The organism is Chryseobacterium viscerum, assembly GCF_025949665.1.
GTDB classification, from domain to species: Bacteria; Bacteroidota; Bacteroidia; order Flavobacteriales; family Weeksellaceae; genus Chryseobacterium; species Chryseobacterium viscerum_A.
Genome location: NZ_JAPDFT010000001.1, coordinates 681,086 through 696,091, shown reverse-complemented (window position 1 = coordinate 696,091; position 15,006 = coordinate 681,086). Strand labels below are relative to the sequence as shown.

The window sequence follows — 15,006 nt, the reverse complement described above, 5'->3', positions numbered from 1 at the left end:
CTAAACAAGCGATAAAACCATTTTCCAACAGAATATTTCCTGTTTTTATTTGTAAATTTACCTATCAACATTATGCTTTCCAAGTGTACAAATGATTGTCTGGAACGAACAAAAATGTAAGTATGAGTATTAAAGAATCATCCACCAATAATGAAAATAAGAAAACACTGGAGTACAGCTGTTCTGAAATATATGCCGTGAATCTGATCAGTGGCCGCTGGATTCTTTCCATTTGTTATCATCTTAAACATGGGAAACTGAGATTTTTTGAACTGAAGGATAGAATCCACAATATTTCTGAAAGAATGCTTACCCTTCAGCTAAAAAAAATGGAACAGGAGGAACTTATCGCCAAAAAAGTATATGCAGAGGTACCCATAAAAGTAGAATACGAGCTTACAGAAATTGGTAAAAAACTGATTCCGGTTCTGGATCAACTTGAAGTATGGGGTAATGAGCATAAAAAAGTGAAGAAAAAATAAGCTAAACTCTCACTACTTTTTTAAAGAAAAAATCGAAAGAACAACTCTTATTTTATACACAAACCGAAAGGCAAGAAAGCAGGTATAAGTCTTAAAGTTAGTTAATATCGTTGTTCAGACTACAGATTCAGCATGCTATATTTTTAAAATTAATTATCTTCGCCTACAAATCTTATTTGAAAATGAAGAAGATCATCTCCGGGATATCTATTTTTTGTACCATCGCTATCTCAGCTCAGGAAACGATCCAGTTTCAGGAACTCCCGTTCAAAGATATTATTGCCAAAGCCAAGAAGGAAAAGAAATTGGTTTTTATTGATGCCTATGCATCATGGTGTGGCCCATGTAAAATGATGGAGAAAAATGTCTTCACCCAGAAAACGGTCAGCGATTATTACAATACCAACTTCATCAATGCAAGGTTTGACATGGAAAAAGGAGAAGGAAGAGATATTGCTTCAAAATTCGGAGTACGTTCTTATCCTACTTATCTTTTCCTGAACGGTGAAGGAGAGCTTGTTTCCAGAAATACCGGCTATATGGAGGAGAGCATGTTTGTGGCTATGGCCCAGGATATCAATTCGCCAGGAAACAAAAAAGGTTCTCTGAAAGACCGTTTTGCCAGCGGTGAAAAAGACCCGGAATTCCTGATCAACATCATGAAGCTTAACGCTAACTCAGATTATGAATTCGCAAAAAAAGCTTCCGAAAGATATTTCCAGAATAAAAAGAAAACCGAAGAGCTTACAAAAGATGAAATTGGTTTTCTTCTCTATTTTGTAAAATCATCAGAAGATACCAATTATACTATTTTTGCATCCAGAAAAGCAGAAATCGTTAAATTTCTTCCTGAAGAAACTTACACCGAATTTGATGCTCAACTGAAATTAGGAAAAATAGTAGAACAGTCTATTGATGATAAAAATAAAAAGATCAATGATGACTATTTTTTAAAAACAGCTGAACCATTGGTAGGAAAAGAAGCTGCGCTTAAAAAACTGAATCAGACAAAACTCAGCTATTATGAACAGAACAGTAATTTTCCTGAATACGAAAAAGCTGCTTTAGACTATTACAAAGATTCTGACTCATTTGACCCTAATGAACTTTTAAGAGCTGCATGGATATTTGCAGATCATGTGAAAACACCTTCCTCATTAAAGAAAGCTACAGAATGGGCAGAAAAGTCTGTCATGAGAAGCGAAACTTCAGAAAACACTTATATTCTTGCCAAACTCTATAATCTTACAGGAAATAAAGAAATGGCAAAAAACTATGCTGAAATGTCCAAAAATATTGCAGTTCAGGGCAATAAAGATTCACAATTAGCAGATGAATTATTAAAGCAAATAAAATAAACATTACATACCGGATGAAATATAAATTATTAGCAGCAGGCATTTTAGCTTTCCTGTCAGCAAGCACAGTAAGTGCTCAGGAACAGGAAAAAGGAGGACAGGAGAAAAGTTTATACATAAAAGGAAATGCTTTATTTGCCCCGATAGGAATTTTAAACCTTGGAATAGAAAAACAGCTGAGTTCAAGATATACGCTTCAGGGTGATGTTTTCATTTCACCATGGAAATCTTTTTCAGGGCACAAACTACAGTTTTACTCTGTATCTGCAGAAGGAAGATATTACTTCGATGAAGCTTTCAAACATTGGTATGTGGGGGCTAACGTTTCTGTTGCCGCTTATAATGCATCAAAATGGACCTACTGGAATGATAATACCTCCGAAAACTGGAACGGAGAAATCCTGGTCAATTCTAATCTTTATCAGAAAGGGGTTTCTGTGATGCTGGGTGTTACAGCAGGATATCAATTCCAGCTATCTGAGCGATGGAATCTTGATATTTATGGAACAATAGGAACCTCACAGGGATTTTATAAAGGGTATGACAAATCTACCGGGAGACGTTATGATTCTGCAAAAAATTTCAACAAAAGTGGTGAAATCATTCCGTACAGAGGAGGGGTAATGATTTCTTACAAATTAAAATAATACAATGAAGCCATTCGGAAGAAACCATATCATCATTTCAGTGATCACTTTTGTGATTCTTTTTTTAATGAACTATATCGGGAACGATCTTCCTGATAAATTACAGAGGGCATTAATGACTGCTTTTGCAGGAGTTGTTGGATTAACAGTAGGGCTCTTTATATTAAATAAGGGCAGAAATGATAAAAGTCCGCCCCAAAATTTTGATTAATTAATCTTCATATACTACATACCGGGTTCTGATCTTTTCAAAACTATCCAGATCTTTTTTCCAGGAATCTTTAATTTCCTGAATTGATTTTCCGGCAATAATCTGTTTTCTGAAATCATCAGTTCCGGACAGGGTATCAAACCAAAGATTTTTCAGGAAGAAATCCTGTTGGGGATTGTTATAATTCTGATAAGCTTTGATAACCCATTCAAGGTTAAGCTCTCTTAAATCTTTAGGATATTCTGAGAGGTTTTCACCATAGCATAATTTCCCGTTCAGAAATGGATCTTTAGCACCATAACTTGGCTTTGGTGTAAACTGATAAGGGAGTTTTTCCGTCCATGGAGAACCATAAATCTGGAAAGGTAGATCTGTTCCTCTTCCTACGGAAACCTGAGTTCCTTCAAAAAAGCACAGACTTGGATATAAATTGATGGCTTTATCATTGGGTAAATTCGGAGAAGGTTTATCAAGCATTGGATAGCGTTGTTTTTTATGATAATTCTTCATCTGAATAAGCGTGTATTTAGCCTGAACCCCATCTTTCAGCCATTTTTCACCATTCACCATCTTTCCATACTCTCCTATCGTAAGTCCGTATACTACAGGAACTTCATGCATTCCTACAAAACTGGTCCATTTTTTTCTCAATACAGGTCCATCTGTATATCCGTCGTGTGGATTAGGACGGTCCAACACCATTATCTCAACATTATTTTCAGCACCTGCCTCCATCAGATAAGACAGAGTAGAAATATAGGTATAGAATCTCACCCCAACATCCTGGATATCAAAAATAACAATATCAATTCCGGCCAACTGTTCCGGTTTTGGTTTTTTATTATTGCCATACAGGGAAACAATCGGTATTCCTGTTTTTATATCTACCCCATTTTTCACTTTTGCACCCGCATCCGCATCTCCTCTGAAACCATGTTCAGGAGCAAAAATAGATTTGATCTTTATTCCGTTTTTTACCAGAAAATCTACCAAATGAGTTTTGTCACTCATCAAACCTGTCTGGTTGGTTACCACTCCTATCGTTTTACCTTTTAAGAGCGGTAAATACATTTCAGGCTGGTCTGCCCCGGTTTTAAAATCCGATTGAACTTGAGTCTGAGAATAATATTGATTGAATACTCCTAAAAAAATTAGGCAAATCAGAAGTAAATTTTTAATTTTGAAATCTAAATTCATAAGCTTGAAATTTCCTTTATATTTCTCTAGAAAAATAGCATTTTCCAAAGATAACAAAAATAACCTTTCAAGGGTTATCATCTTCATTGGCAGGCTTTCCGTAGCATTGGGGATTATTGTTTCCTTAATTACTGTAGCCACCGGTTTTGGTTCAAAAAAAGCTATCAAAGAGAGGCTGGCAGATTTCAGCGGGCATATTACTGTAAGATCAACGAGATCAAACTCCTCTTACAACACTTCTGTACTCGATAATCAGGGACTCAATATTGCAAAAATAAAAGAACTTCCTGATGTGGAAAGTACTCAAAAATATGTGATGGTTACCGGAATTATGCGTAACGAGCACAATTTTGCAGGGATCATATTTAAGGGGATCGGAAAAGATTTTGACAGTTTAAGATTTAAAAAATTCCTCATTGCCGGTACTACTCCGAAAGTTACTGAGCAAGGTTTTAACAATGACGTTGCTATTTCGCAAAAAGTTGCCAACGACCTTCATCTTAAGGTGAATGACAGTATTGTTACCGTATTTTTAAAGGCTGATCAAAAACCACTTTATCGTAAATTCAAGATTATTGGTATCTACAGAACTGATATAAAACTGATCGATGAACAGTTTGTGATTGGCGGAATCAACCATGCAAGAAAGATTCAGGATATGAAACCTGATGAAATTGGCGGAATAGACATCTTCCTGAAAAATGTAAATGATATCGACAAAGATTTTCCTGAAATTGAAAAACTGATCGGTTATAAAAACTATGCTGAAAAAGCTACTGAAAAATTTCCACAGATCACGGACTGGATCAGTATTTTTGATACCAATATAGCTTTGATCATTATCATCATGCTGATTGTAGTGGTTATTAATATCATTATGGTTCTTCTGATTCTTATTATTGAAAGAACAAATTCTATTGGTCTTCTTAAAACATTAGGTGCAAGCAATTCACAGATAAGAGCTACTTTCATCAATTATACGTTGATTATTATGATTCCGGGACTTTTGTATGGAAATGCTATCGGACTGGGACTTATTTTGATCCAGAAATTCTTTGGTGTTATAAAGCTTAACCCGGAAAATTATTATGTAAGCACGGTTCCGGTAGACCTTAATCCTATTGCAATCATTTCAATCTCATTAGGAATTCTTCTTATTTCAGGATTGGCTTTAATTATTCCAAGCTATCTGATCAGTAAGATTTCTCCTGTGAAAGTTATTAAGTACAACTAAATTGATAATTGACAATTATTCGCTGTCTTTCAGGGGTTTTTAACTTTATTCACAACTTATCCACACGTTATCCACAGCGCAGATAATTTTAAAAGCCTTATCTTTGCGCCGCATATAAAACATTTATGAAATACGCAAAAAATATCCTTGAAACTATAGGTAACACGCCGCTGGTAAAGCTTAACAAAGTATTAGGTGAAGATTTCCCGGCATTAGTATTAGCAAAAGTAGAGACCTTCAATCCTGGAAACTCAGTAAAGGACAGAATGGCTCTTAAAATGATAGAAGATGCCGAAAAAGACGGCAGATTAAAACCTGGAGGAACCATTATTGAAGGGACTTCAGGAAATACAGGAATGGGATTGGCATTAGCAGCGATCATCAAAGGCTACAAATGTATTTTTGTAACCAACTCTAAGCAATCAAAAGAAAAGTGTGACATCCTTCGTGCTGTAGGTGCGGAAGTAATCGTTTGTCCTACCGATGTAAAACCTACTGACCCGCGTTCGTATTATTCAGTTTCAAAAAGACTGGCAAAAGAGACAGAGAACGGCTGGTATGTGAACCAATATGACAACTTATCTAACAGAGCCGCTCATTATGAGTCTACAGCTCCTGAGATCTGGGAACAGACTGAAGGAAACCTGACTCACTTTGTAGTAGGAGCCGGAACAGGAGGCACAATTACAGGATGCGGAACTTTCTTCAAAGAAAAAAATCCAAACATCAAAGTAATCGGTGTTGATACCTATGGTTCTATTCTGAAGGAATTCCACGAAACCGGAGAACTGCACTATGATCACGCATATACTTATATTACAGAAGGTATCGGGGAAGATATCATCCCTGAAAACTACGACATGTCTGTAATAGATCATTTTGAAAAAGTAACAGACAAAGACGGCGCTATCTATGCCAGAAAGCTGGCTAAGGAAGAAGGAATTTTCTGCGGATATTCTGCCGGAAGTGCCATTGCTTCTTTGATCCAGATGAAAGATCAGTTTACTAAAGATGATGTAATTGTCGTTTTACTTCATGACCACGGTTCAAGATATGTAGGAAAGATCTACAATGACGAGTGGATGAAGGAAATGGGATGGCTGGAAGAAAATAAATAAGCAAGAAGGCTTACTTATAAGATAATAAAAAAACGGAACAAAATTTTGTTCCGTTTTTTATTTTTATTGCTTGATATTTTCTTTTAATTTATTTTTGAGAAAACTATATTCTTTTTCACTCATTGCTTTTCTGGGAAACATATAGCTGTATTTTCCTTCAAGGGAAATAAATTCATTATTGCTGTCAAAATATTCAAAATCTTTCCACTCACTGGTTTCTTTTTCTCCATCAATATTCACAGTGAAAAAATTCTGATCAAATCTGATTTCATACACTTTACACTTTTCCAGAACATGCAAATAATGATTCACCTGTTTTTTCCATCTTGAAACTTTATTGACACTTACAGACAGAAAAACAGCACAAAGCAAAAAAATAAAACTCAAAAAGTATAAAATCCCTACACTTTCTTTGCTCAGATTATCCTTCAAAAGAAAAACAATAAAAACAATGATTGCTGCTGCAATGGTGGCAACGGTTTTACTTTTCGTTGTAGGTGAAAAAAGCAGACTTCCCTGATTACCGCTAAAATAAATATCTTCAAAAATCTTTCTTTCCGGTTTTAGTGTAATCACCTTTTCTTCATTCATAATTATAGAGTTGCTTTAAAAAGCTACAAAACTAAACTAAATATCTTCATATTGATTACTTATTGCAGAAAGTTTATTCATCAACTCTCTGTTTCTTCGGTTCAGCGCATCCAGTTTTTTCAGCATATTGTGAATCACTTCAAGACCGGGAAGATTGACTTCAAGATCATAATACCAGTTGGCAAATTTTTCCAGATCAGGCAGATCCTCATACATCAGATAATGGATATTGTCTTCAATCTGTATATTCAATAGCCCATAATCTACAAGCTCATCAAAAAAAGTGATTTCTATATTATAGATTCTTACGAGTTCTTCCCGTGATATTCTTTCAATCATAGCTTAGGAATTTTTTAGTTGTTCAAAAAGTTCTTTCTGCTTCTCGGTAAGGTTGGTGGGCAGTTTCACTTCATAGGTTACAAAAAGATCTCCATGTTCTCCTTCTTTTTTATAGACAGGAAAGCCTTTTCCTTTCAGCCTTACAGTAATTCCGGTTTGGGTTTCCGGTTTTACTTTAAGCTTTACGCTTCCTTCCAGGGTATTTACATTCACTTCTCCGCCTAAAACAGCGGTATACAGATCAATGGTTACCTTGGTTTTCAGATCATCCCCGATTCTTTCAAAATTCGGATCGGCTGGGATATTAAAAGTAATATATAGATCTCCGCTTGGACCTCCATTGACCCCCGGATTTCCATGCCCTTTCAGTTTGATCTGCTGCCCGTCATAGACACCTGCCGGAATTGTGATTCTGACTTTTTTCCCATTGATATCAAAGGTTTGCGGGTGGGTTTTTGCAGCATCTCTCAGATTCAGAGTTAATTCTGCTTTGATATCCTGTCCTTTGAACTTTCCGGAAGCTCTTCCTCGTGAGCTTTTACCAAATCCGCTACCTGCTCCGCCAAACATATTCTGGAAGAAATCTGAAAAGTCTTCCCCATCACCAAAATCAGCACCGGAGAATCCACCGCCATAATTATTTTGCTGTTGATATTGTCTTTGCTGCTGCTGCGCCTTTTCGTATTCTTCACCATGTTTCCAGTGTTCTCCATACTTGTCGTATTTAGATCTGTTTTCCGGATTGCTGAGTACTTCGTTGGCTTCATTCAATTCTTTGAACTGTCTTTCGGCTTCCTTATCATCAGGATTCAGATCGGGATGAAGTTTCCTGGCCTGTTTCCGGTAGGCCTTTTTGATATCATCCTGTGTTGCGCTTTTATCTACGCCTAAAATTTTATAGTAATCTATATAAGCCATAGAAATGAGGTTTACCCAAATTTATGAAATTTATCTTTGAATGATATATAATAAAACATGAAAATTTGTCCTAAAAAAAGTTTTAATATTCATATCATACAAACAATATCAACAAAAAAAGAGACGGATAACTCCATCTCTTTTTAGTTAAAACTATAAATGATTATCTGTGAATAATCTTATCAATTACACCATCTTTATCGTAACGATAATCTGCTGTAGAATAAATATTTGTAGGGCTATATTTACCAGTATAATATTTTCCATATGTTCCATCATTTAACCATCCATATTTATACTCCCAATAAGCAGGTTTTACACTACCATCACTTGTTGGAGTTCCTAATAACAGAATTCCTGCTGCATGAGGCGATGCCATAGAAGTTCCGCTTATTGTGTTATATGTACCATTTAACCAAGTTGATTTTATACTGTAGCCCGGGGCAGCATAATCGACACCAATCCCATAATTAGAAAAATGGGCCCAGTAATCACCTTGAGCTATGGCTGATATGGTATAGATATTTTCATGATTCACGGCTGCTGGTGAATAGTAATCAGCATCATCATAACTATTCCCTGCTGCAATAGCTATTTTAATACCTTTCTGAGCAACCTTTAAGGTAGCTTGATCAGTAGCAGAAAACCTACCTCTTACTTTTGGTCCTAAACTCATGTTTACAACATCATTTACCGAAGCATTAGCATATACATAATCCAGGGCAGAAACAGTCCATGAAAACTCTCCACGTCCATCGCTTTTTAAAACTTTCAATGCAACAACTTTAGCACCGGCAGCTACCCCTACAACACCAATATTATTATTAATAGCAGCAATAGTTCCTGCAACATGAGTTCCATGACCATTCCCATCATCAGGGTTGTTATCCCCTGCAAAAGAAACACTTCTTTGGGTATCTACATTAAGATCCGGATGATCCAAATCTATTCCAGAGTCAATTACCCAGGCTGTCTTTCCTGTTCCATCTCCTGAACCTCCTATTCTTGTAATCCCCCAAGGTAACTCTTGTTGAGAGGTGGCTTTTGCAATAGTACCTACTGCCGTTCCTAATGAAATCTGATAATCCTGTTCAATACTTTTGATTCTTGAATCCTTCTTCAGTGTTTCCACTTCTACATCAGTAAGATTTCCAGCAACAAAACCTTCCAGAGCATACCCGAAAGCATTGGAAATTTTTTGATTATCAATTCCCAGTTTTAGCCCACTAACATTACTTTTCAATTTATCTAATAACACTCCAGTCTGCCTTAAATAACTTTCTCTGTCATTGTTTGCACCTTTAAAAACAGCGAGACCATTTTGAGCCAGAATACCATCTTTTAAAACTACAATGTATTGTCCCGGAATAGGTTTAGAACTTCCGGAGACTACACCCTCGGAATTAGCAAGTGCATTAGCATCAGTATTAGGTTCAGCAGTATCATTTAACCTATCAGTGTTACAACTTACAGTGATTGCACCAACAATCAGTAATAACGAAATTTTGTTTTTTCTTTTCATAAATTTGTAATATTTTTTTGCATTAGTTAATTTTAAATATATAACAAATAATTGTTTTTAAAACAATATCAATAAAGAATAATTAAAAAAAATATAAAATAAAGAATTAATTTGACTAAAAAATTAATTATTAAATAATTTAAATATTTTAATCTATTGATAATTTTATAGAATAAAATTTCATAATTAGCAATATCAACTTTTCAATTTTATAGTAATACACCAAAATCATACAATTGATAAATTGAGCTAATTTCTATTCTCACATAGAAAATAAACTTATCTTTGATAAAAAGCGCCGCATGAAAGAGGTCCTGAAAAACTACTCCGGAATTATATTTTTACTTTTGGGAATCACTATTGGAAGCATCATTGGAATTGTTGCTCCTGGTTTTGTGGAATATATAAAACCTTTGGGAGATATTTTCCTTAATCTTCTTTTTGTGAGTGTAGTTCCGTTGGTATTTTTTGCCGTATCCAATTCTATTTCTTCTTTGGAACAGCAGTCTAAATTTGGAAAAATCATCCTTGTGATGTCACTTACCTTTTTATTCTTTATTCTCACGGCAGCTATTTTTACTATCTGTGCTGTGTATCTTTTTCCGGTTTCAGGAGTCTCAGGGAGTTCTGATATGATTACGGAAGCAGCGAATGATGATACATGGGGTAATAGGATTGTAAGTTTCTTTACGGTAGGCGAATTTACTGAGCTTTTCTCGAGAAGAAATATGCTGGCTCTTCTGGTATTTGCATTTCTGACAGGATTTGCGGCCAGAAAGACAGGTGAAAAAGGACAGCCTTTCCGGGTTTTTATTGCTTCCGGGTATGAAGTGATGAAAGAGCTTCTTTTATTGGTCATGAAACTGGCTCCCATTGGTCTGGGTGCTTACTTTGCTTACCAGGTAGCGACTTTAGGACCACAGCTTTTCGGATTTTATGCTAAACCTTTAGGCTTGTATTATATTGCCGGAATCATTTACTTTCTGGTCTTCTTTTCAATTTATGCTTTTATGGCAAACGGGCAGAAAGGAATCAAAAGTTTCTGGACTAACGCAATCTACCCTACTCTTACTGCAATAAGTACCTGCAGCAGTTTTGCCACCATGCCTGCCAATTTACAGGCAGCATCAAAGATCGGAATTCCGAACTCTATTGCCAATCTGGTGATTCCTATCGGGACTACCCTGCATAAAAACGGATCTTCTATGTCTTCTATCATCAAGATCTATGTAGCATTTTTAATTATCGGAAAAGATTTCTTTGATCCGGCCAACCTGCTTTTGGCTTTGGGAATTACAATCTTTGTGAGTATTGTGGCTGGTGGTATTCCTAATGGCGGATATATTGGGGAGATGCTGATGATCTCAGTGTACAAACTGCCTCAGGAAGCTATTCCTGCGGTAATGATTATCGGGACTCTGGTAGATCCTCTGGCTACTGTTCTGAATGCTGTAGGAGATATAGTGGCGGCGATGTTTGTCAACCGGTTTGTGAAAGTCTGATTGCATTTTAACTATTTTCTATTAACCCATGAACTCATTTTTTAAAAGCATTGGCTTGTACAACAGCCTCACCATTGATCTCAATATCAGCAGTGCAGAACTTATACAGAGATTAATGAAAGTAACTTATAAAACCAATACGACATTCATATCATTGGAAAAAGATACTGCAATTCCCACGCGGTTTGAATACCGGGGAATGATTGATGCCAAGAGCTTTACAATCAAAAGAAGAGGAAGACTATTTGATATGAACAGAAGTAATCCTGTATTACGTGGAACTATTTCTGATAAAAATGGTATATCATCCGTATCTGTAGAATTTTTTCCTTCAGGATTTCAGATTTTGAATTGGTTTTTTATTCTGTGTTTTTGCTTTATAATAGGATTCGTCAGTATAACAGGAGATCAACAAGGTCTTATGGTCGGGGCAATCGCTTTCACAATAGCAATCAGCCAATATTTTATCTTAAAAAGAGGAATTTCGAGAGGGAAATATGAGTTTGAAAGAGAGCTTATTTATATTACCCAAAAGCCTTAAACCAATCTCAGGCCCAAGGCTCTACTCACTGCGTTTTACAGCTTCAAGATTTTTATATTCATCCGGAGTGAAAAGCCTGTAGTGAACTTTAAATGTTTTTCCTAAGGGAGTTTCCAAAGAGAAGCCACCAGGTCCGAAGCCATCTGTAACATCTAATGTAAAATGTGAATATTTCCAGTATTCAAATAGGTCACGGTCTATCCAGAACTCATATCCATTAATGGTTCCGATCATTGCATCATTCATCCGGGGAAAAAATCCGCCTTTTTCAAAACATTGCGGCTGCGTACCTTCACAGCATCCTCCTGCCTGATAAAACATGAGTGGTCCATATTGATCTTCCAATTTCCGGATCACTTCAAGTGCCTGTTCTGTTGCAGAGAGTCTGGATATTTTTGCTTCCATTGTTTTTTATTTTAGCTTACGGAACCTTATTGTTATAAAAGATCCCGACAAGTAAATCCAGCCGGGATCAGCAACACATCATCAATTAATTTGAGCCGGCAATATCCAAAACGATTCTGCCGTCAATCTGTCCTTTTTTCATTTTATCGAATACATCATTGATATCTTCCAGTTTTGCGGGAGTAACTGTGGCTTTTACCAATCCTTCATTGGCAAAATCCAATGCTTCCTGCATGTCTTTTCGGGTTCCTACGATGGAACCTCGCACAGTGATCCTTTTTAAAACTGTTTCAAAAATCGGAAGTTCAAAGGAGCCGGGAGGAAGACCGTTCAGAGCAATGGTTCCTTTTCTTCTTAAAACATCTATTCCTTGTTTGAAGGCAATAGGAGAAACGGCTGTAATCAATGCGCCGTGCATTCCGCCAACTTCTTTATGCAAATATTGTCCAGGATCAGTGTTTTTTGCATTGACTACAAGGTCTGCTCCTAATTTTTTTGCCAGTTCGAGTTTATCATCAGCAACATCAATGGCTGCTACATGCATTCCCATTGCTTTGGCATACTGAACCGCTACATGTCCCAGCCCGCCGATTCCTGAAATAGCTACCCATTCTCCAGGTTTTGTTTCTGTTTCCTTTAATCCTTTATAAACAGTTACTCCGGCACATAAAATAGGAGCAATTTCAAGAAAGTTAACATCTGATTTCAAATGTCCCACATATCTTGAGTCTGCAATAACATATTCTGCAAAACCGCCATCTACGCTATAGCCTCCGTTTTTCTGTGCTTCACAAAGGGTTTCCCATCCTGTGATACAATAATCACAACATCCACAGGCACTGTACAACCAGGGAACACCTACGGCATCACCTTCTTTTACAAAAGATTCAGGTCCGCAGGCTACCACAATACCTACTCCTTCATGTCCGGGAATAAGAGGCATCTTGGGTTTTGCAGGCCAGTCACCATCTACAGCATGTAAATCTGTATGGCAGACTCCACAGGCTATTACCTTAACAAGGACTTCATATCTTCCGGGTTCTCTTACGGGTACTTCTTCTATTTTCAGAGGCTGGCCGTAGCCTTGAACTACTGCCGCTTTCATTGTTTTTGGAATCATATTTTATTTTTTGGATGGAGTTATTTTGGGTTATTAGTTTTTATCACCAGATGTAAACAGTTAGCTGTAAATCGCTATGCTGCTTTATAAGTCAATGACTAAATAGAAAATGTATATCAAAAGACCAATATTTCTCTGCGTGAGGGATAGTAAGGGCGGCGAGGAACGAGCCGGTGCGAAATGCAATGGAGCACCGAAACGAAGTGCAGCCCTGCATAGCCCGACCGTTTTGCCCTGGATAAAGCCAAGGCAATCGGGCACGTCCTAAATAACATTAAAAGAAACCTAACTTATTCTTGTTGTAAGAAATCAGCATGTTTTTGGTTTGGCGGTAATGATCGAGCATCATTTTATGATTCTCTCTTCCGATTCCGGATTGTTTGTAACCTCCGAAAGGAGCACCTGCAGGGTAAGAGTGATATTGGTTTACCCATACTCTTCCCGCTTCTATCTGACGAGGGATATTGTATAGCTGGTGAGCATCTCTTGTCCAAACCCCGGCGCCAAGTCCATAAATGGTATCATTGGCAATTTTTACTGCATCTTCTTCATCTTTAAAGGTCGTAAATGCCAGCACCGGCCCGAAAATTTCTTCCTGAAAGATTCTCATTCTGTTGTTTCCTTTGAAAACCGTTGGCTGAATGTAATATCCGTCTTCCAGATCTTCTCCAAGATGATTAACTTCTCCTCCTACGAGCACTTCCGCTCCTTCTTCTATTCCCAACTGGATATAGGAAAGGATTTTATCTTTCTGAATCTTTGAGGCCTGAGCTCCCATCATTACGGTTTTGTCCAGCGGATTTCCTACTTTGATGGCTTTTACTCTTTCAATCACTTTTTCAATAAAGGCATCTGCAATATCTTCCTGAACGAGCAATCTTGAAGGGCATGTACAAATTTCTCCCTGGTTAAGGGCAAAAAGTACAGCACCTTCTATCGCTTTATCTAGAAACTCATCATCAGCATCCATTACAGAGTTGAAGAAAACGTTTGGTGATTTCCCTCCCAATTCCAGGGTTACCGGAATTATATTTTCAGTTGCGTACTGCATCACCATACGCCCTGTAGCGGTAGAACCGGTAAATGCTGCTTTTGCTACTTTCGGATTGGTTACCAGGGCTCTTCCAAGTTCTGCACCAAATCCGTTCACAATATTGATAACACCTGCGGGTAAAAGGTCTCCGATAAGTTCCATTAGAACCATGATAGAAACAGGAGTACTTTCTGCAGGTTTCAAAACGACACAGTTTCCTGCCGCCAGTGCCGGAGCCAATTTCCAGACAGCCATGAGTATCGGGAAATTCCATGGGATGATTTGTGCAATTACTCCCAGTGGCTCGTGAACGATCAGAGATACGGTATCTTTATCCAGTTCGTTATGAGATCCTTCGTCAGCACGAATCACGGAAGCAAAGTATCTGAAGTGATCAATTGCTAAAGGTAAATCTGCCACCAGTGTTTCTCTCACGGCTTTTCCGTTATCAATTGTTTCTACTGTTGCCAGATATTCTAAATTCTGTTCTATTCTGTCTGCAATTTTGTTCAGGATAATGCTTCTTTCTGTAGAGGAAGTATTTTTCCAGGTACGGAATGCTTTTTCTGCTGCATCTACGGCCAGCTCCAAATCTTCTTTGGAGGAATGGGCAACCTGGGTAAAGTTTTTCCCATCCACTGGCGAGACTACGTCAAAATACTGCCCTTTAACGGGTGGCGTGAATTTCCCGTCAATATAATTATCATATCTGCTTTTGAACTCCGGACGCTGTAAAAGCGTGGCTGATCTTGGTTCTGTAATAGTGCTCATATTAGTCTTGTTTTTAT

The 15,006-nt window shown here is 37.3% G+C and carries 16 protein-coding genes; 8 read left to right on the top strand and 8 right to left on the bottom strand.

Features of this window, described 5'->3' with window-relative positions:
* Positions 1–122: 122 nt before the first annotated feature.
* The 4 genes from OL225_RS03265 to OL225_RS03250 all read left to right on the top strand — a co-directional run bounded on the left by OL225_RS03265 (position 123) and on the right by OL225_RS03250 (position 2,698).
* A complete protein-coding gene (locus tag OL225_RS03265; protein ID WP_047379494.1) occupies positions 123–482 on the top strand; it encodes a winged helix-turn-helix transcriptional regulator in 360 nt (119 codons plus the stop codon).
* Positions 483–664: 182 nt separating this feature from the next.
* Positions 665–1,840, top strand: coding sequence for a thioredoxin family protein (locus OL225_RS03260; RefSeq protein WP_264517259.1), 1,176 nt, complete (start codon positions 665–667; stop codon positions 1,838–1,840).
* Between the two features lie 14 nt (positions 1,841–1,854).
* On the top strand, positions 1,855–2,487 hold the full coding sequence (locus OL225_RS03255; RefSeq protein ID WP_264517258.1) for a DUF3575 domain-containing protein: 633 nt from the start codon (positions 1,855–1,857) through the stop codon (positions 2,485–2,487).
* Positions 2,488–2,491: 4 nt separating this feature from the next.
* Entirely contained in the window at positions 2,492–2,698 is a 207-nt protein-coding gene (locus OL225_RS03250) for a hypothetical protein (RefSeq protein WP_264517257.1), read from the top strand.
* Here OL225_RS03250 and OL225_RS03245 read toward each other — a convergent pair whose 3' ends face one another.
* Entirely contained in the window at positions 2,699–3,895 is a 1,197-nt protein-coding gene (locus OL225_RS03245) for a DUF1343 domain-containing protein (protein WP_264517256.1), read from the bottom strand.
* Between the two features lie 4 nt (positions 3,896–3,899).
* On the opposite strand from OL225_RS03245, the gene OL225_RS03240 reads away from it, so the two are divergent.
* Positions 3,900–5,129, top strand: coding sequence for an ABC transporter permease (locus tag OL225_RS03240; RefSeq protein ID WP_047378595.1), 1,230 nt, complete (start codon positions 3,900–3,902; stop codon positions 5,127–5,129).
* Positions 5,130–5,254: 125 nt separating this feature from the next.
* On the top strand, positions 5,255–6,247 hold the full coding sequence (locus OL225_RS03235; protein WP_047378596.1) for a PLP-dependent cysteine synthase family protein: 993 nt from the start codon (positions 5,255–5,257) through the stop codon (positions 6,245–6,247).
* Between the two features lie 63 nt (positions 6,248–6,310).
* Here OL225_RS03235 and OL225_RS03230 read toward each other — a convergent pair whose 3' ends face one another.
* From OL225_RS03230 to OL225_RS03215, 4 genes are all read right to left on the bottom strand, one after another.
* The gene (locus OL225_RS03230) at positions 6,311–6,838 is read right to left on the bottom strand and encodes a hypothetical protein (RefSeq protein WP_264517255.1); all 528 of its coding nucleotides are present in this window, start codon (positions 6,836–6,838) and stop codon (positions 6,311–6,313) included.
* A 36-nt stretch (positions 6,839–6,874) separates the two neighbouring features.
* Complete coding sequence (locus OL225_RS03225) at positions 6,875–7,177, bottom strand: chaperone modulator CbpM (protein ID WP_264517254.1); 303 nt, start codon at positions 7,175–7,177, stop codon at positions 6,875–6,877.
* Positions 7,178–7,180: 3 nt separating this feature from the next.
* The gene (locus tag OL225_RS03220; RefSeq protein WP_264517253.1) at positions 7,181–8,095 is read right to left on the bottom strand and encodes a J domain-containing protein; all 915 of its coding nucleotides are present in this window, start codon (positions 8,093–8,095) and stop codon (positions 7,181–7,183) included.
* A 163-nt stretch (positions 8,096–8,258) separates the two neighbouring features.
* Positions 8,259–9,617, bottom strand: coding sequence for a S8 family serine peptidase (locus tag OL225_RS03215; protein ID WP_264517252.1), 1,359 nt, complete (start codon positions 9,615–9,617; stop codon positions 8,259–8,261).
* Between the two features lie 302 nt (positions 9,618–9,919).
* Here OL225_RS03215 and OL225_RS03210 point away from each other — a divergent pair, with 302 nt between their 5' ends.
* Both OL225_RS03210 and OL225_RS03205 read left to right on the top strand, forming a co-directional pair.
* Complete coding sequence (locus OL225_RS03210) at positions 9,920–11,119, top strand: dicarboxylate/amino acid:cation symporter (RefSeq protein WP_264517251.1); 1,200 nt, start codon at positions 9,920–9,922, stop codon at positions 11,117–11,119.
* 28 nt (positions 11,120–11,147) lie between these two features.
* Complete coding sequence (locus OL225_RS03205) at positions 11,148–11,660, top strand: hypothetical protein (RefSeq protein WP_264517250.1); 513 nt, start codon at positions 11,148–11,150, stop codon at positions 11,658–11,660.
* A 21-nt stretch (positions 11,661–11,681) separates the two neighbouring features.
* On the opposite strand, the gene OL225_RS03200 is transcribed toward OL225_RS03205, so the two are convergent.
* The 3 genes from OL225_RS03200 to OL225_RS03190 all read right to left on the bottom strand — a co-directional run bounded on the left by OL225_RS03200 (position 11,682) and on the right by OL225_RS03190 (position 14,989).
* Positions 11,682–12,065 carry a DUF779 domain-containing protein gene (locus OL225_RS03200; RefSeq protein WP_264517249.1) on the bottom strand — a complete coding sequence of 128 codons (384 nt, stop codon included), beginning with the start codon at positions 12,063–12,065 and terminating at the stop codon, positions 11,682–11,684.
* An 85-nt stretch (positions 12,066–12,150) separates the two neighbouring features.
* Positions 12,151–13,185 carry an alcohol dehydrogenase AdhP gene (gene adhP / locus OL225_RS03195; protein WP_047378603.1) on the bottom strand — a complete coding sequence of 345 codons (1,035 nt, stop codon included), beginning with the start codon at positions 13,183–13,185 and terminating at the stop codon, positions 12,151–12,153.
* 274 nt (positions 13,186–13,459) lie between these two features.
* Complete coding sequence (locus OL225_RS03190; RefSeq protein ID WP_264517248.1) at positions 13,460–14,989, bottom strand: aldehyde dehydrogenase family protein; 1,530 nt, start codon at positions 14,987–14,989, stop codon at positions 13,460–13,462.
* Between the last annotated feature and the right edge of the window lie 17 nt (positions 14,990–15,006).

Excerpts from the sequence above, each read along its gene's own strand:
- OL225_RS03230 (WP_264517255.1), bottom strand. The coding sequence starts at position 6,838 with ATGAATGAAGAAAAGGTGATTACACTAAAACCGGAAAGAAAGATTTTT.
- OL225_RS03190 (WP_264517248.1), bottom strand. The coding sequence starts at position 14,989 with ATGAGCACTATTACAGAACCAAGATCAGCCACGCTTTTACAGCGTCCG.
- OL225_RS03255 (WP_264517258.1), top strand. The coding sequence starts at position 1,855 with ATGAAATATAAATTATTAGCAGCAGGCATTTTAGCTTTCCTGTCAGCA.
- OL225_RS03205 (WP_264517250.1), top strand. The coding sequence starts at position 11,148 with ATGAACTCATTTTTTAAAAGCATTGGCTTGTACAACAGCCTCACCATT.
- OL225_RS03200 (WP_264517249.1), bottom strand. The coding sequence starts at position 12,065 with ATGGAAGCAAAAATATCCAGACTCTCTGCAACAGAACAGGCACTTGAA.
- OL225_RS03245 (WP_264517256.1), bottom strand. The coding sequence starts at position 3,895 with ATGAATTTAGATTTCAAAATTAAAAATTTACTTCTGATTTGCCTAATT.
- OL225_RS03220 (WP_264517253.1), bottom strand. The coding sequence starts at position 8,095 with ATGGCTTATATAGATTACTATAAAATTTTAGGCGTAGATAAAAGCGCA.
- OL225_RS03215 (WP_264517252.1), bottom strand. The coding sequence starts at position 9,617 with ATGAAAAGAAAAAACAAAATTTCGTTATTACTGATTGTTGGTGCAATC.
- OL225_RS03225 (WP_264517254.1), bottom strand. The coding sequence starts at position 7,177 with ATGATTGAAAGAATATCACGGGAAGAACTCGTAAGAATCTATAATATA.
- OL225_RS03260 (WP_264517259.1), top strand. The coding sequence starts at position 665 with ATGAAGAAGATCATCTCCGGGATATCTATTTTTTGTACCATCGCTATC.
- OL225_RS03265 (WP_047379494.1), top strand. The coding sequence starts at position 123 with ATGAGTATTAAAGAATCATCCACCAATAATGAAAATAAGAAAACACTG.
- OL225_RS03235 (WP_047378596.1), top strand. The coding sequence starts at position 5,255 with ATGAAATACGCAAAAAATATCCTTGAAACTATAGGTAACACGCCGCTG.
- OL225_RS03250 (WP_264517257.1), top strand. The coding sequence starts at position 2,492 with ATGAAGCCATTCGGAAGAAACCATATCATCATTTCAGTGATCACTTTT.
- adhP (WP_047378603.1), bottom strand. The coding sequence starts at position 13,185 with ATGATTCCAAAAACAATGAAAGCGGCAGTAGTTCAAGGCTACGGCCAG.
- OL225_RS03210 (WP_264517251.1), top strand. The coding sequence starts at position 9,920 with ATGAAAGAGGTCCTGAAAAACTACTCCGGAATTATATTTTTACTTTTG.